The following is a 20,575-nucleotide window of genomic DNA, read 5'->3' as shown; positions in this document are numbered from 1 at the left end:
GAGCAGCCATGGCCGTCGAGACCGACACGTCGTCCCCGAAGTTCGCCGAGTACGCCGAACCGGGCAGGCTCGTCACCGGCGACTGGTTGCAGGAGCGGCTCGGAACGCCCGGCCTGGTCGTCGTCGAATCCGACGAGGACGTCCTCCTCTACGAGACCGGCCACATCCCCGGCGCCGTCAAGGTGGACTGGCACACCGAGCTCAACGACCCGGTCGTGCGCGACTACGTCGACGGAGCAGGCTTCGCCGAGCTTCTCTCGGGCAAGGGGATCTCGCGCGAGGACACCGTCGTGATCTACGGGGACAAGAACAACTGGTGGGCCGCGTACGCGCTGTGGGTGTTCTCGCTGTTCGGGCACGAAGACGTGCGACTCCTCGACGGCGGACGCGACAAGTGGATCGCCGAGGGGCGCCCGATCACCACCGACAGGCCCGAGCCCCGTCGCACCGCGTACCCGGTGGTCGAGCGCGACGACACCCGACTCCGCGCGTACAAGGACGACGTTCTCGCGCACCTCGGCAAGCCGCTCATCGATGTGCGCTCACCTGAGGAGTACGACGGCTCGCGCACGTCGGCACCCGCCTATCCCGAAGAGGGTGCGCTGCGCGCCGGCCACATCCCCACCGCCAAGAGCGTTCCGTGGGCGCGCGCCGTCGCCGAGGACGGGAGCTTCAAGACCCGTGCCGAGCTCGACGCCATCTACCGAGGCGAGGTGGGTCTCGGGGACGGCGACTCGGTCGTCGCCTACTGCCGCATCGGGGAACGGTCGAGCCACACCTGGTTCGTCCTGAAGCATCTGCTCGGCTTCGAGGACGTGCGCAACTACGACGGGTCCTGGACCGAGTGGGGCAGCGCCGTGCGGGTTCCGATCGTCGCGGGGAGCGAGCCGGGCGAGGCGCCAGCGCACTGAGCCGAGGCATCCGCTCGCGTGAAAGGATGGGAGAGATGACCGAAGCCGTCCTCCCCGACAGTCTCGCCGAGATCCGCGACGAGTTCCTCGAGCTGCCCGAATCCGATCGGCTGCAGCTGCTGCTGGAGTACTCCCAGGAGCTCCCGGCGGTCCCCGCCGAGTACGAAGGTCATCCCGAGCTCTACGAGCGGGTGGCGGAGTGCCAGTCCCCCGTGTTCATCATCGTCGACGTGAACGCCGAAGGCGTGGTCGCGATGCACGCCACGGCGCCGGCCGAAGCACCCACGACGCGCGGATTCGCGAGCATCCTCGCCCAGGGAATCACCGGGCTGACATCCGACGAGGTGCTCGCCATCCCGGCCGACTTCCCGCAGAGCATCGGCCTCACGCGCGTCGTCTCGCCGCTGCGGATCTCGGGCATGACGGGCATGCTGATGCGCGCCAAGCGGCAGGTGGCGGCCAAGCGCTCAGCCTGAGCCGTCCTCAGGCCTCGGTCGCGCTCGCGCCTGTGACGCCCTGCTGCTCGAGCCATGCGCGGATACGAGCCGTCCAGCGGTCCTGGTCGTAGTTCCAGAGCTTGGTGTGACGCGCGACTTCGAAGACCTCGAGCTGCACCAGGTCGGGTCGTGCGACGACGAGGTCGTGGGAGGCGTCCGACGGCACGAACCCGTCGTCGTCACTGTGAAGGATGAGGATCGGATGCCTCAACTCGGCCGCCCTCGAGACGACATCCAGCCGGTCGAAGGGGATCGCGCTGCCCGAGCGCGTGATCGGGGCCGCCCACTCGTGCTGGAGCGCCTCGATCGCCAGGCCGCTGACGGTGGTGGGGACGCGCATGGCGCGCGCTTGATACTCGAGCACGATGCGCCAGTCGATGACGGGCGATTCCAGCACGAGGCCGGCGATCGCGCCGCGGTGCGCGGAGTTGAGCGAGACCTGCAGGGCGATGGCCCCGCCCATCGACCAGCCCATCAGCAGAATGCGCCGTGCGCCGCGGCGGCGAGCGAAGCCGACGGCCGCGTCGACGTCGCGCCATTCCGTCGCCCCGAGCGTGTAGGTGCCGGCACGACTGCGTGGCGCTTCGCCGTCGTTGCGGTACGACACGATGAGGGACGTGATGCCCAGGGAGTGGAAGAGCGGGACAGCGCGCAGGCACTCCGCGCGCGTGGTGCCGCGACCGTGCACCTGGATGACCCACACGTCGCCGTCCCCCGCGGGGAAGAGCCACGCCGGGCACGGCCCGACCGTCGAACCGATGAGCTCGGGACTGTAGGGAAGCTGCAGCTGGTCGGGGCGGTCGTAGTACCACCCGCTGAACGCCGCTTCGGGCGAGAGCCGGGCGTCGGACCCGACGTGCGTGAGGAGCTTCCGCTTGACGCTCGTCGCGTCCTGCGAGAGGACGGATCCGAGCTTGACGTAGTCGGCGGAGCCCGAGGTGAAGAGCCCATAGCGTCCGGGCAACCCGGTATCGGGCGTGCGAGACAGCGTGATGGTCTGCGCCGCGGTGTCGAGGGACAGGATGCGCGTGTCGGGGAGGCGGCGGGCGGGAGTGACGACACGGCGGGCCATGCGCACCGATCCGAGTGCCAGAAAGGACAGCGCCCCGGCGAGAGCCACGCTGAGAATCGTGAGCGCGGCCCGGATTCCGGCGAGGAGAGCGGGTGAGGCGCCGCCCATCGCGGCGCGCCTGGAGTCGACCATCGAAGCCTCACTCTAGTCTGTCCGCGTGGCTGAGCTTCGTCCTCCGGCGGCCTCGCCGTTCTCGCACGCTGTCGACTCCGTTCGGGCGATCCGATTCCGCGGCGACCTCTCCGTGCGCGAGATCCCCGCACCCGCGGGTCTCGCGCCGTCCTCGCTGGCCTTGGCCGGCGACGTGCGCCCGGAGGCTGAGGGTGAGGACTCCGCCTACGGCACCGGCCGCTTCATCTTGCTGCACGACCCGGACGAACCCGCGCAATGGAACGGTCCGTGGCGGATCGTGTGCTTCGCCCAGGCTCCGCTCGAACCCGACATCGGGATCGACCCGCTGCTGGCCGATGTGGCGTGGGCGTGGCTGACCGACGCCCTGAAGTCGCACCGCGCCGAATTCCACTCCGCCTCGGGGACCGCGACCAAGACCCTCTCCAAGGGCTTCGGCTCGCTCGCGGCCGAGGGCGACGGAGCGCAGATCGAGTTGCGCGCATCCTGGACCCCGGAGGGCGAGATCGGCCCGCACGTGGAAGCATGGGCTGAACTGGTGTGCATGCTCGCGGGTCTTCCCCCGGGCTCGGAAGGGATTGCAATGCTGGGTTCTCGCAGGACGCCGCGTGACTGAGTACGCCGTCATCGATCGCCTGGAAGATCTCGAAGACGCGTGCGACCGACTCGCCCGCGGGCACGGTCCCGTCGCGGTCGACGTCGAGCGCGCGTCCGGCTTCCGCTATTCGCAGCGCGCCTACCTCATCCAGGTCTTCCGCCGTGATGCGGGCGTGTTCCTGTTCGACCCGCCGCCCATCGGCGACTTCGCCGCCCTCCAGGACGCCATCGGCGACGAGGAATGGATCCTCCACGCCGCGAGTCAGGACCTCCCCTCGCTGCGTGAGCTCGGTCTGGAGCCGGCGTCGATCTTCGACACCGAACTGGCAGCACGGCTGCTCGGGCATCAGCGCGTCGGACTGGGCGCGGTCGTCGAGGACACGCTCGGCATCGCGCTCGCGAAGGCGCACTCGGCGTCGGACTGGTCCACGAGGCCGCTCCCCCAGGCGTGGCTCGAGTACGCCGCGCTCGATGTCGAGCACCTCGTCGACGTCCGCGACGTGCTCGTCGCCGAACTCGCCGAGCAGGGCAAGACCGAGTTCGCGGCCGAGGAGTTCCAAGCGGTTCTCGAACGCGAGCCGAAGGCTCCTCGCGACGAGCCATGGCGCCGCTTGAGCGGCCTTCACACCGTCCGCGGGCGGCGGGCGCTGGCGGTGGCGCGCGCACTGTGGACGGCACGCGAGGACTACGCCCGCGACCAGGACGTCGCGCCGGGGCGCCTCGTGCCCGACCGGGCCCTCGTGGCCGCCGTGCTGGCCGACCCGAAGACCAAACAGGATCTCGCGGGAGTGAAGGAGTTCACCGGTCGTGCCAGCAGGACGCAGCTCGACCGATGGTGGGCCGCGTTCGAGGAGGGCCGGAGCACGCAGGATCTTCCCCTGGAGCGCGCGATCGGCGGCGATTCTCTCCCGCCTCCCCGGGCGTGGCCGGACCGCAACCCCGAGGCGGACGCGCGCCTGAAGGCGGCTCGTCCTGCGGTGGAGCAGCGTGCCGAGGAACTCCGGATGCCGACCGAGAACCTCCTCACACCGGAGCTCCTGCGGCGCGTGGCGTGGGATCCGCCGGAGCCGCTCACCGCGGCATCCGTCGGCGATTCCCTTCTCGCGCTCGGAGCGCGCCCGTGGCAGATTGCGCAGACTGCACAGGTGATCGTGGATGCCTTTGTGGCTTCCGTGCAATCACCCGTGACGTCGCCGGAGACCGCTTCGTAGGATTCCCCCACCCGATTCCAGGCGCTCCGACCGCCTCCCTAGGCTGGCGGCATCCCTATTTTTGGAGGCAGAGTGGCCGAGATTTCGGACGTCTTCTTCGTCGATGGAGTGCGCACCCCGTTCGGGCGCGCCGGCGAGAAGGGCATGTACTGGAACACCCGATCGGATGACCTCGCGGTCAAGGCGACGATCGGGCTCATGGAGCGCAACCCGGGTGTCCCGAAGGACCGGGTGGACGACGTCGCGATCGCCGCGACGTCGCAGACCGGAGACCAGGGCCTCACCCTGGGCCGCTCGGTGGCGATCCTCGCCGGTCTGCCGCAGACGGTGCCCGGTTTCGCGATCGACCGCATGTGCGCCGGCGCGATGACGAGCGTCACCACGATGGCGGCTTCGATCGGCGTCGGGATGTACGACGTAGCCCTCGCGGGCGGCGTCGAGCACATGGGCCACCACCCGATCGGCGGCAACGCCGACCCTAACCCCCGCTTCGTGGCCGAGAAGATGGTCGACCCGGGCGCGCTCAACATGGGCGTCACCGCCGAGCGCATCTTCGACAGGTTCCCCCACCTCACCAAGGAGCGCTCGGACCGCTACGGCATGCGGAGTCAGCACAAGGTGCAGGCCGCCTATGACGCCGGCAAGATCCAGCCGGACCTGATCCCGGTCGCCATCAAGGACGCCGAGGGCTCGTGGGGCCTGGCAGCCGAAGACGAGGGCCGTCGCCCGCAGACGACGATGGAGGACCTGGCCGCTCTCAAGACGCCCTTCCGTCCTCACGGCCGCGTGACGGCGGGCACCTCGTCTCCTCTCACGGACGGCGCGACGATGTCGCTGCTCGCCGGTGGCGGTGCGGTCAAGGAACTCGGCCTCGCCCCGAAGATGAAGCTCGTCTCGTTCGCGTTCGCGGGTGTGCAGCCCGAGATCATGGGTATCGGGCCCATCCCGTCGACCGAGAAGGCCCTCAAGAAGGCCGGTCTGAAGATCGACGACATCGGCCTGTTCGAGCTCAACGAGGCATTCGCGATCCAGGTGATCTCGCTGCTCGATCACTTCGGCATCGCCGACGACGACCCGCGCGTCAACCCGTGGGGCGGAGCGATCGCGTTCGGGCACCCGCTGGCTGCCTCGGGCGTGCGCCTCATGATCCAGCTCGCGGCGCAGTTCGCCGAGCGTCCCGACGTCCGGTACGGCCTCACGGCGATGTGCGTGGGTCTCGGACAGGGCGGCTCGGTCATCTGGGAGAACCCGCACTACGACGGCAAGAAGAAGAAGTAGGGCCCGCCTCGCATGACGAACTACGAAGAGATCGACTTCTCCCCGCTCGACGCCCTCGCCGAGGGTGAGGTGGTCACGCACTCGCGCGTGCGCGACGTCCGCCTGCGATCCGGCAAGGTGCTGGCGCTCATCACACTCGACAACGGGCGCGATCACACCCGGCCGAACACGCTCGGACCGACGACGCTCAGGGAGCTCGGCGCCACCCTCGACTCCCTCGCGCAGCGCGCGTCCGCCGGCGAGATCCAGGCTGTGGCCGTGACCGGCAAGCAGTACATCCTCGCCGCCGGAGCCGACCTCTCCGACATCTCGCGCGTGGGCTCGAAAGACAATGCCCGCCTGATCGCGCAGCTCGGGCATCACGTCTTCGGCAAGCTGTCCGAACTCGGCGTGCCCTCCTTCGCCTTCGTGAACGGACTGGCGCTCGGCGGCGGCCTGGAGATCGCCCTCAACAGCACGTATCGGACGGTGGATGCCTCGGCGGCCGCCATCGCGCTGCCCGAGGTGTTCCTGGGCATCATCCCCGGGTGGGGAGGCGCGTATCTGCTCCCGAACCTCATCGGCATCGAGAACGCCCTCGAGGTCGTCATCTCGAACCCGCTCAAGCAGAACCGCATGCTCAAGCCCCAGCAGGCGTTCGAGTACGGCATCGTCGACGCGATCTTCCCGGCCGCGAACTTCCTCGAGGACTCGCTGGCGTGGGCGGACGGGGTGCTGGGAGGCGCCGTCAAGGTGGACCGCAAGAACGAGCCGGGCAAGCTCGAGCGTCTCACCAAGTGGCCCATCGCGATCAAGATGGCCCGAGGGATGCTCGAGTCGAAGATCGGCACGGTCCCGAAGTCGCCGTACGCGGCGCTCGAGCTGCTCGAGAAGGCCAAGAGCGGCACCAGGGCGGAGGGCTTCGCCCGTGAGGACGAGGCTCTCGCCGAGCTGGTCGCGGGAGACCAGTTCGCCGCATCGATGTATGCCTTCGATCTCGTGCAGAAGCGCGCCAAGCGCCCCGTCGGCGCACCCGACAAGGCGCTCGCGAAGAAGGTCGCCAAGGTGGGCATCATCGGCGCGGGCCTCATGGCGAGCCAGTTCGCCCTGTTGTTCGTGCGCAAGCTGCAGGTGCCCGTACTGATCACCGACCTCGACCAGGCGCGCGTCGACAAGGGCGTGGCCTACATCCACGAGGAGATCGGCAAGCTCGAGGTGAAAGGTCGCCTCGACGGCGATACGGCCAACCGGCTCCGTGCGCTCGTGACGGGGACGACCGACAAGAGCCTGTACGCCGACTGCGACTTCGTCATCGAGGCCGTGTTCGAAGAGGTCGGCGTCAAGCAGCAGGTGTTCGGCGAGATCGAGCAGATCGTGGCGGAGGACGCGGTTCTCGCGACGAACACGTCCTCGCTGTCGGTCGAGGAGATCGGTGCGAAGCTCGCGCACCCCGAGCGGCTTGTCGGGTTCCACTTCTTCAATCCGGTCGCCGTCATGCCGCTCATCGAGGTCGTCAAGACTCCGAAGACGTCGGATGCTGCGCTCTCCACCGCCTTCGTCGTGGCGAAGAACCTCGGCAAGAACGCGGTGCTGACCGCCGATGCTCCCGGGTTCGTCGTCAATCGACTGCTCGCCAAGGTGATGGGCGAGGCCGCTCGCGCGGTCTACGAGGGCACGCCGGTGGTCGACGTCGAGAAAGCGTTCGCGCCGCTCGGTCTTCCGATGGGGCCGTTCCAGCTGATCGACCTCGTCGGCTGGAAGGTCGCCGCCCACGTGCAGGACACGATGGTGAAGGCGTTCCCCGACCGTTTCTACGCCAACGAGAACTTCCATGCCCTGGCGGAGCTGCCCGAGGTCGTCGAGAAGGATAAGGGCGGTCGGGTGACCGGCTGGACGAAGGCGGCGGAGAAGCTCCTCAAGCCCGCGGTCGGATCGACCCCGGCTCCGGCCGCGACGATTCTGCAGCGGGTTCAGGACGGCCTCGCGCAGGAGATCAGGATCATGCTGGACGAAGGCGTGGTGCCAGAGGTCGAGGACATCGATCTCTGCCTCATCCTCGGCGCAGGATGGCCCTTCATCGACGGGGGCGCGTCGCCCTATCTGGATCGCGAGGGGGCATCGGAGCGCGTCTTCGGCGACACGTTCCACCACCCGCCGGTCAAGGGCATCGGGTCCTAGCATCACGGCGAGAAAGGGCGCACCCGCGAGGGTGCGCCCTTTCTCTGTTCGTGGAGCGGATTCAGCCGCGCTTCTCGCGCGAGAGTGTGGGGATCGTCGGGATCTCGCTGGTCGCGCCGCGTGCGACCGGGATGCGCGTGCCCAGCACTTGGGAGACGACGTCCTGTGCGATCTTGGCAGGTGTGAGTCCGGCGTCCTCGAGGATCTGCTCGCGGCTCGCGTGGTCGATGAACTCGTCCGGCACGCCCAGCTCGTCCACCGCCGTGTCGACGCCGGCCTCGCGGAGCACCTGACGAACCCGCGTCCCGATGCCGCCGACGCGGATGCCGTCCTCGATCGTGATCACGAGGCGATGGGCGGCCGCCAGTTCGACGATCGACGGCTGCACCGGCACGGCCCAGCACGGATCGATCACCGTCGCTCCGATGCCCTGGGCGCGCAAGCGGTCGGCGACGTCGACCGCGATGTGGGCCATCGGCCCGATCCCCACGATGAGAACGTCTTCCGCGCCCGAGCGGACGAGGACATCGACACCGTCCTCGAGGCGCTCCAGCGCCGGCAGCTCGGGACTCACCGCACCCTTCGGGAAGCGGATCACGGTGGGCGCGTCATCGATCGCCACCGCTTCCTGCAGGGCCTCGCGCAGCCGATCCGCATCGCGCGGGGCGGCGATGCGGATGTTCGGCACCAGCTGCAGCATCGCAAGATCCCAGATGCCGTGGTGGCTGGGCCCGTCAGGGCCCGTGACGCCCGCCCGATCGAGCACGAACGTGACGCCCGCACGGTGCAGCGCGACATCCATCAGCACCTGATCGAACGCGCGGTTCATGAATGTCGCGTAGATCGCCACGACGGGATGCAGTCCGCCGAATGCGAGACCGGCCGCCGAGGCGACGGCGTGCTGCTCGGCGATGCCGACGTCATAGACGCGGTCGGGGAACCTCTGCGCGAACGGCAGCAGACCGGTGGGGCGGAGCATCGCGGCGGTCATCGCGATGACGTCATCGCGCTCTTCTCCCACCGCCACGAGCTCGTCCGCGAACACGTCCGTCCACGCGGGCGCGCCGCCGCCGCTTCCGACCGTCTTGCCGGTGAGCGGGTCGATCTTCCCGACTGCGTGGAAGGCGTCGGCGACGTCGTCGAGAGCGGGCTGATATCCGCGGCCCTTCTCAGTGATCGCGTGGACGATCACGGGAGCACCGTAGGCCTTCGCGAGCTCCAGCGTTTCGATGAGCGACTCGAGGTCGTGCCCGTCGACAGGTCCGAGGTACTTGATGTCGAGATTCGAGTAGAGCGCCGCGTTGTTCGTGAAACGCGAGAGGAAGCCATGCGTGCCCCCTCGCACGCCTCGGTACACTGCACGACCGGCCGGGCCGAGCCTGCGGAAGAGGCTGTCGGAGCCGCGGTGCAGGCTGCGGTAGGTCTCGGCCGTTCGGACCCGGTTGAGATACCGGGCCATCCCGCCGATCGTCGGCGCGTAGGAGCGGCCGTTGTCGTTCACGACGATCACGAGGTTGCGGTCGTTGTCGTCGGAGATGTTGTTGAGCGCCTCCCACGTCATCCCGCCCGTGAGCGAGCCGTCGCCGACGACGGCCACCACGTGGCGATCCTTGCGCCCGGTGCGGATGAGCGCGCGCGAAACCCCGTCGGCCCAGCTCAGCGAACTCGACGCGTGGGAGGACTCCACCACGTCATGCGGACTCTCCGAACGCTGCGGGTACCCGGAGAGCCCACCGCGCGAGCGCAGCTGGGAGAAGTCCTGCCTGCCGGTGAGGAGCTTGTGGACGTACGACTGGTGACCGGTGTCGAAGATGAACGGGTCGGACGGAGAGTCGAAGACGCGGTGCAGAGCGATCGTCAGTTCGACGACCCCGAGGTTGGGTCCGAGATGACCTCCGGTTCGTGCCACGTTCTCGATGAGGAAGGCACGGATCTCGGCGGAGAGCTCCTGAAGCTGATCGACGCTCAGGGCGTCGAGATCACGGGGACCCGAGATCGTGGGAAGCAGCGCCATGAAAGTCCTTCTCCCCCTTGATCGGCGACGGCGGGCACCTGGTGCAGAGCCCCGTCCAGTTTACCCGGCGAGGAGGGCGCGCCCTCCGGAACGGCGACAGCCCAGAACACTCGCAGGATGCACGGAGGGTCCGGAGCCTGGTGACTCCGGACCCTCCGACGACGCTCAGACGAGCGAGCGCAGCACGTACTGGAGAATCCCGCCGTTGCGGTAGTAGTCCGCCTCACCGGGGGTGTCGATGCGGACGATCGCGTCGAACTCGACCGTCTGCTTGCCCTCGGGTGAGAACTCGCTCGGCTCCGCCGTGACGCGCACGGTCTTGGGCGTCACGCCTTCGTTGAGCTGCTCGAGTCCGCTGATCGAGACGATCTCGGTGCCGTCGAGCCCGAGCGACTCCCAGCTCTTGCCGGCCGGGAACTGCAGCGGGACGACGCCCATGCCGATGAGGTTCGAGCGGTGGATCCGCTCGAAGCTCTCGGTGATGACCGCCTTGACGCCCAGGAGGCTCGTGCCCTTGGCCGCCCAGTCGCGCGACGAGCCGGATCCGTACTCCTTGCCGCCGAAGATCACCAGCGGGGTGCCGGCGGCCTGGTAGTTCTGGCTCGCGTCGTAGATGAACGACTGCGGCCCGCCTTCCTGCGTGAAGTCGCGCGTGAAGCCGCCTTCGACGACCTTTCCGTCGTTGACCGCGCTCACGAGCAGGTTCTTCAGCCGGATGTTGGCGAACGTGCCGCGGATCATCACTTCGTGGTTGCCGCGACGCGAGCCGTACGAGTTGAAGTCCTTCTGCGTGACGCCGTGCTCGGTGAGGTACTGCGCTGCGGGCGTGCCCGCCTTGATGTTGCCGGCCGGGCTGATGTGGTCGGTCGTGACCGAGTCGCCGAGGGTCGCGAGCACGCGCGCTCCCCGGATGTCGGCGACCGGCGTCAGCTCCATGGTCATGCCGTCGAAGTACGGAGCCTTCCTCACGTACGTCGAGTCGGCGTCCCACTCGAAGATCGGGCCGGTCGGAGTCGGCAGGTTCTTCCAGCGCTCGTCGCCGTCGAACACCGTGGCGTACTGCTTGATGAACTGCTCGCGCGAGATCGACGAGTCGATGATCTCCTGCACCTCGTCGGGCGCCGGCCAGATGTCCTTGAGGAACACGTCGTTGCCGTCGAGATCCTTGCCCAGCGGGTCGGTCTCGAAGTCGAAGTTCATCGAGCCGGCCAACGCGTAGGCCACGACGAGCGGCGGCGAGGCGAGGTAGTTCATCTTCACGTCGGGGCTGATGCGCCCCTCGAAGTTGCGGTTGCCCGAGAGAACTGCGGTGACGGCGAGGTCGTGCTCGTTGATCGCGCTCGAGACTTCCTCGATCAGGGGGCCCGAGTTGCCGATGCAGATCGTGCAGCCGTATCCCACGGTGAAGAAGCCGACGCTCTCGAGGTCCTTGTCGAGTCCGGACTTCTCGTAGTAGTCGGTGACGACCTTCGAGCCGGGGCCGAGCGTCGTCTTGACCCACGGCTTTCGCTTGAGGCCCTTCTGGACCGCCTTGCGGGCGAGCAGGCCGGCCGCGATCATGACCGACGGGTTCGAGGTGTTGGTGCACGAGGTGATGGCGGCGAGCGTCACGGCACCGTTGTCGAGCACATACGACTGGCCGTCCGGCGTCGTGACGGGCACCGGCTGAGACCACTCGGCCGGGCTGCCGCTGTTGATGTGCACCTCACGCGTCGTAGGCTCTTCCTCGCCGGGGACCGCGCCGGGGTCGGATGCGGGGAACGAGTGCTTCGACTCGAGGTCGACGATGTCCTCCGACGTGCTCGCCGCGGCGTAGCTGAGGATGTCCTTCTCGAACTGCGCCTTCGACTCCGAGAGCAGGATGCGGTCCTGCGGACGCTTCGGGCCGGCGATCGACGGCACGACGGTGGAGAGGTCGAGCTCCATGTACTCGCTGAACGCCGGCTCGGAGGCGGGATCGTGCCAGAGCGACTGCTCCTTGGCGTAGGCCTCGACGAGTGCGACGGTCTGCTCGTCGCGACCGGTGAGGCGGAGGTACTCGAGAGTGACATCGTCGATCGGGAACATCGCGGCAGTCGAACCGAACTCGGGGCTCATGTTGCCGATCGTGGCGCGGTTGGCCAGCGGGACCGAGGCGACGCCTGCGCCGTAGAACTCGACGAACTTGCCCACCACTCCGTGCTTGCGCAGCATGTCGGTGATCGTCAGCACCACGTCGGTCGCAGTGACACCGGCGGGGATCGCGCCCGTCAGCTTGAAACCCACGACGCGCGGGATGAGCATGGAGACCGGCTGGCCCAGCATCGCGGCCTCGGCCTCGATCCCGCCGACGCCCCACCCGAGCACGCCGAGGCCGTTGACCATCGTCGTGTGCGAGTCGGTGCCGACGCAGGTGTCGGGGTACGCGCGCAGCACGCCGTCGACAGTGCGGTCGTAGATGACCTTGGCGAGGTGCTCGATGTTGACCTGGTGGACGATGCCGGTGCCCGGCGGGACGACCTTGAAGTCGTCGAACGCGGTCTGGCCCCAGCGCAGGAACTGATAGCGCTCGCCGTTGCGCTCGTACTCGATCTCGACGTTGCGCTCGAGGGCGTTCTCGGTGCCGAAGAGGTCGGCGATGACGGAGTGATCGATGACCATCTCGGCCGGCGAGAGCGGATTGATGCGGTTGGGGTCGCCTCCCAGGGCCGTCACGGCCTCGCGCATGGTCGCCAGATCGACGATGCAGGGCACACCGGTGAAGTCCTGCATGACCACGCGTGCGGGCGTGAACTGGATCTCGGTGTCGGGCTCGGCGTCGGGATCCCACGAGCCGAGCGCCTCGATCTGCGCCTTCGTGACGTTTGCGCCGTCCTCGGTGCGGAGCAGGTTCTCGAGCAGCACCTTGAGGCTGAACGGGAGCTTCTCGTAGCCCGCGACCGTGTCGATGCGGAAGATCTCGTAGTCGGTGCTGCCGACCGTCAGGGTGCTCTTGGCACCGAAGCTGTCAACCGTGGACACGTCTGTCTCCTTCGTCGGCGGCGGGAGCGGGGCCGGAGCCCGGCACTCCCCCATCTTCCCCCGCCCCGGACCCCTCGGCTAGTGAGGATCACCTAATCCGCAGCGGAGCGAATTTATCTCGATATCAAGATAAATGTATCACCCTGCGGGAGCGTCTGCGCCCGACTCGCGGCGTGGGTACAGGGCCCGGACCGCCAGCCACGTGACGGCCACGAGCGGTGCGAAGAGCGGAAGTCCCATGACGAGCTTGAGCGTTCCGAGCGCGGCGACGTCACCGGCGAAGTACAGCGGCAGCTGCACCAGCAGGCGCGCGGCGAACAGCGACGCCCACGCGATGGCGAGCCAGAAGAAGACCCTCCGTTTGCGTCGATCGGCCCGCCACGCCGTGCCCTCGCCCATGAGGAAGCCGACCGCGAGGCCGATGAGCGACCAGCCGATCAGTGCCGAGATGAGGAACGCGCTGCCGTAGACCGCATTCGTGATGAACCCGGGGATGAAGCTGTCCTCACCGCGGCCCGTCAAGAGCGAGAGCGCCGCGGCCGCCGCCGCAGCGACGAGCCCACCGATGGCGGCGCTGGCCGACTGGCGCTGGATGAGGCGGATGACCGTGAACACGGCGGCAAGGCCGACGGACAGGCCGAGGCTGAGCACGAGGTTGCCCGATCGCGTCTCGGGTGAGTACGTCGCCGTCCACGCGACGAGGAACACCACACCCGGGAGCACCGACTCAAGCACACCGCGCCACCCGCCCATGGCCGCCCACACCACGTGGCCTGTGGAGGCGCTCTTCGCCGGGTCCAGCCCGGCCTTGCGGGCCGCGCCACCCAGGGCTGCTCCGAGGAGCTCGGAAGCGGATGCCTCGGCCGCCGGCGGCGGGGTGAGGTCGGGGTGTCGCTCGTCGCCCTCCGACCGGGACGGCTCGCTCACGCCGCCCCGGGGGTCGCGGGCATCTTCAACGGGATGAGGTCGCGCGGGGGCATCGGCGAGCCGCCGCGCACGACGACGATCGAGCGGAAGAGGTCCTCCACCGCGGCGGCGGCCTCCACGTCCGCCGTGGCCGCCCCGCCGATCACGCCGCGCAGGAACCAGCGCGGACCGTCGACACCGATGAATCGAGCCAGCCGCTTGCCGGCCGTGCCGTCGGGACCGGCGACAACGGGCACCTCAGCGAGGAGCTCGGGTCCGAGAGGCCCGTCGCGCTCCTCGACGCGACCGCCCTGCTGACGGATCTGCTGACGGATCTGCTCCCGGGTCTCGGCCCACAGGCCGGCCGATCGTGGCGCCGCGAAAGGCTGCACCTGCAGGGTCGACCCCGCGTAGTCGAGGCCCACGGCGACGATGCGCTTGGTCTGCTCCTCCACCTCGAGGCGCAGGTTCAGTCCCTCCCGCGGCAGGATCTTGATGCCGCCGAGATCGATGTAGGGGCGCACCGGGTTGGCCTCGGCCTCGTCGAACGGACCGCTGACCGCGCGATCGTCGGGCGCGTCTTTCAGCGGGGCGTCGGCGGGTGTGGGATCTGTCATGGCAGGACTCCGTCCTTGTCTTCTGGTCGCGGGGCGAGACCCGCGGGGACGGCGACTACGCCGCGCCCCCGTTGTAGCCGGTGGAGCCGAAGCCCCCTTCGCCGCGGACACTGTCGGGCAGGGTCGTGACGGGGATGAACCGAACGCGCGGTACGGGCATCACGATGAGCTGTGCGATGCGATCGCCGATCGCGATGTCGTGGGCGGTCTCGGCGTCGGTGTTGAGGAGGATCACCTTGATCTCGCCGCGGTAGCCGGCGTCGACCGTGCCCGGCGCGTTGACGACGGTGATCCCGTGCTTGGCCGCCAGACCGCTGCGCGGCACGACGAAGGCGACGTGCCCGTCGGGGAGGGCGATGCGCACTCCGGTGCCGACCATCGCACGCTGACCCGGCTCCAGGCGAACCGCCTCGGCGGCGACGAGGTCTGCTCCGGCGTCGCCGGGGTGCGCGTAGGCCGGGACGTCGGGGGCGATAATGGGGACGTCCACCGTTTCAGTCACCCAATGAGGGTAATGCAGAAGACAGCGCACGACGGCAGGGCCGACGACTATCGCGAACGCCTCGGCCCCTCCCTGTGGATCCTCGTCAGCGCCGCCGTGGCCGGCCCGATGGCGGCCCTGGTCTTCGCACCGATCGACACGACCGTCGCCCTCGTCGCCGGAGCCATCGTCGGCGTGCTCGTCGTGGCGCTGCTGGTCGCCGTCTCGCCGCGCGTCGAGGTCGCGGCCGGTGAGCTGCGCGCCGGGCGGGCGCACATCGACGTCGGCTTCCTGGGCGATCCTGTGCCCCTCACGGGCGAGGAGGCACGTCACGCACGGGGAGTCGGGCTCGACCCGCGGGCGTGGCATCTCCTCAGAGGCGGAATCGACGGCGTCGTGGTCGTCCCCGTCGTGGACGCGGACGATCCGGTGCCGGCGTGGGTCGTCTCGTCCCGCACGCCGGACCGGCTGGCTGCGGCTGTGCGCCGCGCTCAGGTCAGGCGGCGCACTCCGAGCAGATAGGGCCGGCGGCGGTGTCGTGGTCGAGCTGGGAGCGGTGCTTCACGAGGAAGCAGTTGGAGCACGTGAACTCGTCCTCCTGAGGGGGCAGGACGACCACGTCGAGCTCGAGATCCGACAGATCCGCGCCGGGCAGTTCGAAGCCAGAGGGGTTGTCGGCGTCCTCCACATCGACCGCGCCCGAGAGCTTGTCGGGAACGCGCTCCTTGAGCGCCTCGATCGACTCGCTGTCGTCCTCGGTCTTGCGGGGGGCGTCGTAATCGGTGGCCATGCGTAAACGTCTCAACTTCCGGAGTATCGCGGGTGCTCGCCCTTTCGGGCGGCGATAGTTTGCATGACGGGCCCCGTTTTCGCAAATGCGGGAGGCGGATGCCTCGTCCTGCGTTCGCGTGAAACTCGCGCCACGCGCGGGATATTCCCGGCCGCCGCGTTCGCCTGTGTCAGCATGGGCGGGACAGGCAGGATCGGAGGGGCGTTCGCATGGAACAGCTCAAGGTGATCGGTACCGAAGACGACAGGCTCGTCTTGGCGACCGAGTCCGGCGAGAGGTTCTCGCTCGCCGTCGACGATGTGCTGCGGACGGAGCTGCGCAAGGCGCGTCGCGACCGCGACCCCGACTCGCAGGCCTCGCGGCCGAGCCCGCGCGAGATCCAGTCCCACATCCGTGCGGGGATGTCGGCACAGGAGGTCGCCGAGCTGCTGGGTGCGCGCGTCGAGGACGTCGTCCGGTTCGAGGGGCCGGTGATCGCCGAGCGCGAGCACGTCGTCGGTCAGGCTCTGGCGGTGCCCGTCCTGCTCGGCGGCGACTTCGACCCCGACAGCCACCCGACATTCGGCTCGGCAGTGCGAGGCAAGCTCGCCGAGGCCGGTGCGATCGGCGAGCGGTGGACGAGCTGGAAGGACCACTCCGGCTGGACGGTCAAACTCGAGTTCACCGCGAACGACGTCGACCACGATGCTCGTTGGGGCTTCGATCCGCGCCGCAGCACGCTGTCGCCCTTGAACGCCGACGCGATCCAATTGTCGCGCCAGGGCTCGCTTCCCGACGGGCTCATCCCCCGCCTGCGTGCCCTCGACACGTCGCCCGCCAAGGATGACTCGCGTTTCGACAGCGGTGCGTTCGGCCCTCGCAAGCTTCCCGACGCCGATCTCGAATCCCCGGATCTGCCGGCGCCTACGGCCCCCGCCGTGCGGCAAGCGGCGATCAAGCGTGCGGACGAGCCGGCCGTCACGTCGGCCGAGACCGCTGATCTGCTCGAGGCGTTGCGTCGCCGGCGCGGTCAGCGCGAGCCGCTCCCCGGCGCCGAGGAGGTTGCGGCGAGCCGCGGTCCGTCGCCGGTCGCGCTCTTCGACGCACTGGAGCCCGGGTACGACGAGGCCCCGGCGGATCTGGTGGACGAGCCCGAGTTCGATCCGCAGCCGTCCGCCGTGGCCGAGGCCGGACGTCGCACGAAGGGGCGCACGTCGATGCCCTCGTGGGATGAGATCGTGTTCGGAGCGCGCACCGAGGACTGACGTCGCCGTCTAGGCGAACGCGCCGAGACGGAGGAGGGGGACGACCCGCTCCTCGGCCGTCAAGGAGCCATGCTGGCCGATCATCTTCTGCGGTCCCTTGTCGGACAGCCGATCGTCGTAGTAGACGATGCCGGCGCGGGCAGCGACCACCACGTCGCCGATGCGCGGAGCGACCTCGTCGTCGACCGGTCCCATGAGTCCCGAGTCGATCACGTCCTGACGTGAGAGCACCCAGGAGCGGGATGCCTCGGCCTCCCGCCACGCGCGGAGCACCGCCGGCGCCGCGCCCGGCTCGGCATAGAGATGCAGCATGCGCGGCTCCCCGCCGATCAGCCGTACGCCGTCGAGAAGCGTGTCGCCGTCCTGGAGCAGGACATGGCGGTGGCGGGGGACGTCCACCATTCCGTGGTCCGCCGTGACGACGGCGCCGACGCCGGGACCGAGCGCCGCTGCGAGAGCTCGGGTCGCGGCATCCGCCTTCTCCAATTCGACCAGCCACTCGTCCGACTCCCAGCCGCGCCTGTGGCCGACCCCGTCGAGCTCGGGGGCGTACAGATAGACGAGGCTGCCCGGCGTGCGGGAGGCGATGTCGGCCGCGGTGAGGACGCGCTCCGCGAGGTCGTCGATGCCGTGGAATGCGGCTCCCGCCTGGGTCGCTGCGGTGAAGCCGGTCGCCTCGTACTCGCGCTTGGTCACGATCGAGAACGGCCGGCCGGAGGACTTCGTGAGAGGGGTCGCACGCTGCCACGAAAGCGCAAGCCCGTCGGTGTCCCAGCCGCGAAGCTGGTTGAGCACGTCGTCGGTTCCGGGGACGCGGGCGCGGTAGCCGACGATGCCGTGCTCCCCCGGCAGCACGCCGGTGAGGAGGCTCGTCAGTGCGGATGCCGTCGTCGACGGGAAGACCGTACGGGCGACGTCTTTCTTGCCGCCGGACTGCGCGAGGAATCGCGCGTGCCCGGATCGCGACGCGAGGTTGTGGGCGCCGAGGCCGTCGATCACGAACACCACGGCACTCGTCGCCGGAGCGAACCAGTCCGATCGCCCATCGAGCGCCGCCGACATCTGCCGAACGACACCGGTGAGGCTCCGGGCTCGCGGCGGGTCCGCGGGTAGGCTGAAGGACATCGGGGCCAGTCTCGCATACCGGCGAACGGCCCCCACCGCTCCGCCGTCACCCGAGGCTCATCGTCATGCCCGCATCTCGCACTGAATCCGTCCCCATCGATCACGGCCGCATCGAAGACGTCGATGTCTCGACCGAGATGCAGGGGTCCTTCCTCGAGTACGCCTACTCGGTCATCTACTCGCGTGCGCTCCCCGATGCGCGCGACGGACTGAAGCCGGTCCAGCGGCGCATCCTCTTCCAGATGGCCGACATGGGCCTTCGTCCGGACCGCGGGCACGTCAAGAGCGCGCGCGTCGTCGGCGAGGTGATGGGAAAGCTCCACCCTCACGGCGACGCCCCGATCTACGACGCGCTCGTGCGCCTCGCGCAGCCCTTCTCGCTGCGGGTGCCGCTCGTGGACGGGCACGGCAACTTCGGCTCGCTCGACGACGGTCCCGCCGCTCCTCGGTACACCGAAGCGCGTCTGGCGGCGCCCGCGCTCGCGCTGACCGAGAACCTCGACGAGGACGTCGTCGACTTCATCCCGAACTACGACGGGCAGTTCCAGCAGCCGGAAGTGCTGCCCGCGGCGTACCCCAACCTCCTGGTGAACGGGGCGACGGGCATCGCCGTGGGCATGGCGACGAACATGGCACCGCACAACCTCATCGAGGTCGTCGGGGCGGCCGTCCATCTGCTCGACAACCCCGAGGCCACGGTCGAGGAGCTCATGGAGTTCGTTCCCGGCCCGGATCTCCCCTCCGGCGGCATCATCGTCGGTCTCGACGGCATCAAGGACGCCTACACGAAGGGCCGCGGGTCGTTCCGCACACGCGCCAAGGTGTCCATCGAGTCGCTCGGCCCGCGGCGGACCGGCATCGTCGTGACCGAGCTGCCGTACCTCGTCGGGCCCGAGCGGATCATCGAGAAGATCAAGGACGCGGTCACCGCCAAGAAGCTCCAGGGCATCGCAGACGTCACCGACCTGACGGATCGGCACCACGGTCTGCGGCTCGTCATCGGCGTCAAGACCGGCTTCGACCCGCAGGCGGTCCTCGAGCACCTCTACCGCCTGACGCCTCTGGAGGATTCCTTCAGCATCAACAACGTGGCGCTCGTCGACGGTCAGCCCCAGACTCTCGGGCTGCGCGAGCTGCTGCAGGTCTACCTCGATCACCGCATCAGCGTCGTCACCCGCCGCAGCCGCTTCCGGCTCGCGCGGCGCAAGGAGCGACTGCACCTCGTCGAGGGCCTCCTCATCGCGATCCTCGACATCGACGAGGTCATCCAGGTCATCCGCACGTCCGACGACGGCGAGGCCGCCCGCACGCGCCTCATGGACGTCTTCGACCTGTCCGAGCCCCAGGCGGAGTACATCCTCGAGCTCCGTCTGCGGCGGCTCACCAAGTTCTCCCGCATCGAGCTCGAGGCCGAGCGCGACCGGCTGAAGAACGAGATCGCCGAGCTCGAGGAGCTCCTGGGCAGCGAAGTGCTGCTGCGCGCACAGGTCGCCCGCGAACTCGATGCCGCGGCTGAGACCTACGGCACTCCGCGCCGCACCCTGCTGCTCAACGGCGGTCCTGTCGCGCCCCGTTCGCGCGCGGCCGCAGCGGCCGCGGATCTCCAGATCGCCGACTCGCCGTGCCGGGTGTTCCTGTCGGCGACCGGCCGCATGGTCCGCGCCGAGCTCACGGCCGACGCTCCGAACGGCGGCATCGTCCCGCCCGCTCGGCGCGCGAAGCACGACGCGATCCGCGGGTGGGTCGACACCACGACGCGGGGCGATGTCGGCGCGGTGACCAGCCATGGCCGTCTCGTGCGCTTCTCCCCCGTCGATCTCCCCTCCGTGCCGGGCAACTCCGTGCAGCTCGCGGCCGGCACGCGGGCCGACCAGTACCTCGGTCTCGGGTCCGGCGAGCACGTCGTGGCGATCGTGCCGCTCGAGGACGGCCCGCCGATCGCGCTCGGCACCCTCCAGGGAACGGTGAAGCGCGTCGCCGCCACCGAGCTCGGCAACAAGCACGATGTCGAGATCATCGCCCTGCGCGAAGGCGACCGGGTCATCGGTGCTGCCCCGGCAAGCGACGGCGCCGAACTCGTCTTCGTCGCCAGCGACGCACAGCTCCTGCGCTTCGACGCCTCGTCGGTACGCCCGCAGGGTCGCTCCGCGGGCGGCATGGCCGGCATCAGGCTGAGCGACGGCGCCGAAGTCGTCGCATTCACGGTGGTGGGGGCATCCGCCTTCGACGCCGTCGTCGTGACCGTGGCAGGATCTGCCACCGCGATCGCGGGGACCGATGCCGGCAGCGCGAAGGTCTCGGCGTTCACGGAGTTCCCGGCGAAGGGCCGGGCCACCGGCGGAGTGCGCGCTCAGCGGTTCCTGAAGGGCGAGGACGCGCTCACACACGCGTGGGTGGGCTCCGAACCGCGTGCCGTCGGTGCCGACGGCACCGTCCGGGTCCTCCCGGAGGCGGGCGGGAAACGGGATGCCTCGGGCACCCCGCTCGACGGCGTCATCGGCGCGATCGGAACCGGCGTCCGCTGACGCGCTCGCGCCGGCGCGGGT

The 20,575-nt window shown here is 69.3% G+C and carries 17 protein-coding genes; 9 read left to right on the top strand and 8 right to left on the bottom strand.

The window, feature by feature from the left end:
* Nucleotides 1-8 precede the first annotated feature (8 nt).
* Both HF323_RS10390 and HF323_RS10385 read left to right on the top strand, forming a co-directional pair.
* Entirely contained in the window at nt 9-911 is a 903-nt protein-coding gene (locus HF323_RS10390) for a sulfurtransferase (RefSeq protein WP_169582506.1), read from the top strand.
* A gap of 35 nt (nt 912-946) precedes the next feature.
* A complete protein-coding gene (locus HF323_RS10385) occupies nt 947-1,387 on the top strand; it encodes a SufE family protein (protein WP_169582505.1) in 441 nt (146 codons plus the stop codon).
* Nucleotides 1,388-1,394: 7 nt separating this feature from the next.
* Here the strand turns inward: HF323_RS10385 and HF323_RS10380 are convergent, their stop codons facing one another.
* Nucleotides 1,395-2,612: an alpha/beta fold hydrolase gene (locus HF323_RS10380; protein WP_169582504.1), complete on the bottom strand. Its 1,218-nt coding sequence runs from the start codon at nt 2,610-2,612 to the stop codon at nt 1,395-1,397.
* A gap of 25 nt (nt 2,613-2,637) precedes the next feature.
* On the opposite strand from HF323_RS10380, the gene HF323_RS10375 reads away from it, so the two are divergent.
* From HF323_RS10375 to HF323_RS10360, 4 genes are all read left to right on the top strand, one after another.
* Nucleotides 2,638-3,225, top strand: coding sequence for a DUF3000 domain-containing protein (locus HF323_RS10375; RefSeq protein WP_169582503.1), 588 nt, complete (start codon nt 2,638-2,640; stop codon nt 3,223-3,225).
* Nucleotides 3,218-4,417, top strand: a complete 1,200-nt coding sequence (locus HF323_RS10370; protein ID WP_169582502.1) for a ribonuclease D — start codon at nt 3,218-3,220, stop codon at nt 4,415-4,417. The genes HF323_RS10375 and HF323_RS10370 overlap by 8 nt, the downstream gene beginning before the upstream one ends.
* 72 nt (nt 4,418-4,489) lie before the next feature.
* Nucleotides 4,490-5,695, top strand: a complete 1,206-nt coding sequence (locus HF323_RS10365) for a thiolase family protein (RefSeq protein WP_169582501.1) — start codon at nt 4,490-4,492, stop codon at nt 5,693-5,695.
* 12 nt (nt 5,696-5,707) lie between these two features.
* Nucleotides 5,708-7,852 carry a 3-hydroxyacyl-CoA dehydrogenase NAD-binding domain-containing protein gene (locus HF323_RS10360; RefSeq protein WP_169582500.1) on the top strand — a complete coding sequence of 715 codons (2,145 nt, stop codon included), beginning with the start codon at nt 5,708-5,710 and terminating at the stop codon, nt 7,850-7,852.
* A 61-nt stretch (nt 7,853-7,913) separates the two neighbouring features.
* Here HF323_RS10360 and dxs read toward each other — a convergent pair whose 3' ends face one another.
* From dxs to dut, 5 genes are all read right to left on the bottom strand, one after another.
* Nucleotides 7,914-9,866, bottom strand: coding sequence for a 1-deoxy-D-xylulose-5-phosphate synthase (gene dxs, locus HF323_RS10355; RefSeq protein ID WP_169582499.1), 1,953 nt, complete (start codon nt 9,864-9,866; stop codon nt 7,914-7,916).
* A 165-nt stretch (nt 9,867-10,031) separates the two neighbouring features.
* The gene (locus HF323_RS10350) at nt 10,032-12,866 is read right to left on the bottom strand and encodes an aconitate hydratase (RefSeq protein ID WP_169582498.1); all 2,835 of its coding nucleotides are present in this window, start codon (nt 12,864-12,866) and stop codon (nt 10,032-10,034) included.
* Between the two features lie 138 nt (nt 12,867-13,004).
* Complete coding sequence (locus tag HF323_RS10345; RefSeq protein WP_169582497.1) at nt 13,005-13,793, bottom strand: DUF3159 domain-containing protein; 789 nt, start codon at nt 13,791-13,793, stop codon at nt 13,005-13,007.
* Nucleotides 13,790-14,389 carry a DUF3710 domain-containing protein gene (locus HF323_RS10340; protein ID WP_169582496.1) on the bottom strand — a complete coding sequence of 200 codons (600 nt, stop codon included), beginning with the start codon at nt 14,387-14,389 and terminating at the stop codon, nt 13,790-13,792. The genes HF323_RS10345 and HF323_RS10340 overlap by 4 nt, the downstream gene beginning before the upstream one ends.
* 55 nt (nt 14,390-14,444) lie before the next feature.
* Nucleotides 14,445-14,891, bottom strand: a complete 447-nt coding sequence (gene dut, locus HF323_RS10335) for a dUTP diphosphatase (protein ID WP_188241687.1) — start codon at nt 14,889-14,891, stop codon at nt 14,445-14,447.
* Nucleotides 14,892-14,903: 12 nt separating this feature from the next.
* Here dut and HF323_RS10330 point away from each other — a divergent pair, with 12 nt between their 5' ends.
* Nucleotides 14,904-15,392 carry a DUF3093 family protein gene (locus HF323_RS10330; protein WP_169582495.1) on the top strand — a complete coding sequence of 163 codons (489 nt, stop codon included), beginning with the start codon at nt 14,904-14,906 and terminating at the stop codon, nt 15,390-15,392.
* Here the strand turns inward: HF323_RS10330 and HF323_RS10325 are convergent.
* Nucleotides 15,367-15,660 carry a DUF4193 domain-containing protein gene (locus HF323_RS10325; RefSeq protein ID WP_169582494.1) on the bottom strand — a complete coding sequence of 98 codons (294 nt, stop codon included), beginning with the start codon at nt 15,658-15,660 and terminating at the stop codon, nt 15,367-15,369. The two genes, HF323_RS10330 and HF323_RS10325, sit on opposite strands and share 26 nt — an antisense overlap.
* Before the next feature lie 209 nt (nt 15,661-15,869).
* On the opposite strand from HF323_RS10325, the gene sepH reads away from it, so the two are divergent.
* Complete coding sequence (sepH, locus tag HF323_RS10320; protein ID WP_169582493.1) at nt 15,870-16,904, top strand: septation protein SepH; 1,035 nt, start codon at nt 15,870-15,872, stop codon at nt 16,902-16,904.
* Nucleotides 16,905-16,913: 9 nt separating this feature from the next.
* Here the strand turns inward: sepH and HF323_RS10315 are convergent, their stop codons facing one another.
* A complete protein-coding gene (locus HF323_RS10315) occupies nt 16,914-18,029 on the bottom strand; it encodes a nucleotide pyrophosphatase/phosphodiesterase family protein (RefSeq protein ID WP_169582492.1) in 1,116 nt (371 codons plus the stop codon).
* Nucleotides 18,030-18,094: 65 nt separating this feature from the next.
* On the opposite strand from HF323_RS10315, the gene HF323_RS10310 reads away from it, so the two are divergent.
* A complete protein-coding gene (locus tag HF323_RS10310; RefSeq protein WP_169582491.1) occupies nt 18,095-20,554 on the top strand; it encodes a DNA topoisomerase (ATP-hydrolyzing) in 2,460 nt (819 codons plus the stop codon).
* The last annotated feature ends 21 nt before the right edge of the window (nt 20,555-20,575 follow it).

The organism is Microbacterium sp. MF43 (genome assembly GCF_012847295.1).
Lineage (GTDB): Bacteria > Actinomycetota > Actinomycetes > Actinomycetales > Microbacteriaceae > Microbacterium.
The sequence above is the reverse complement of the archived record's forward strand: the minus strand, read 5'-3'. Positions and strand labels throughout refer to the sequence as shown.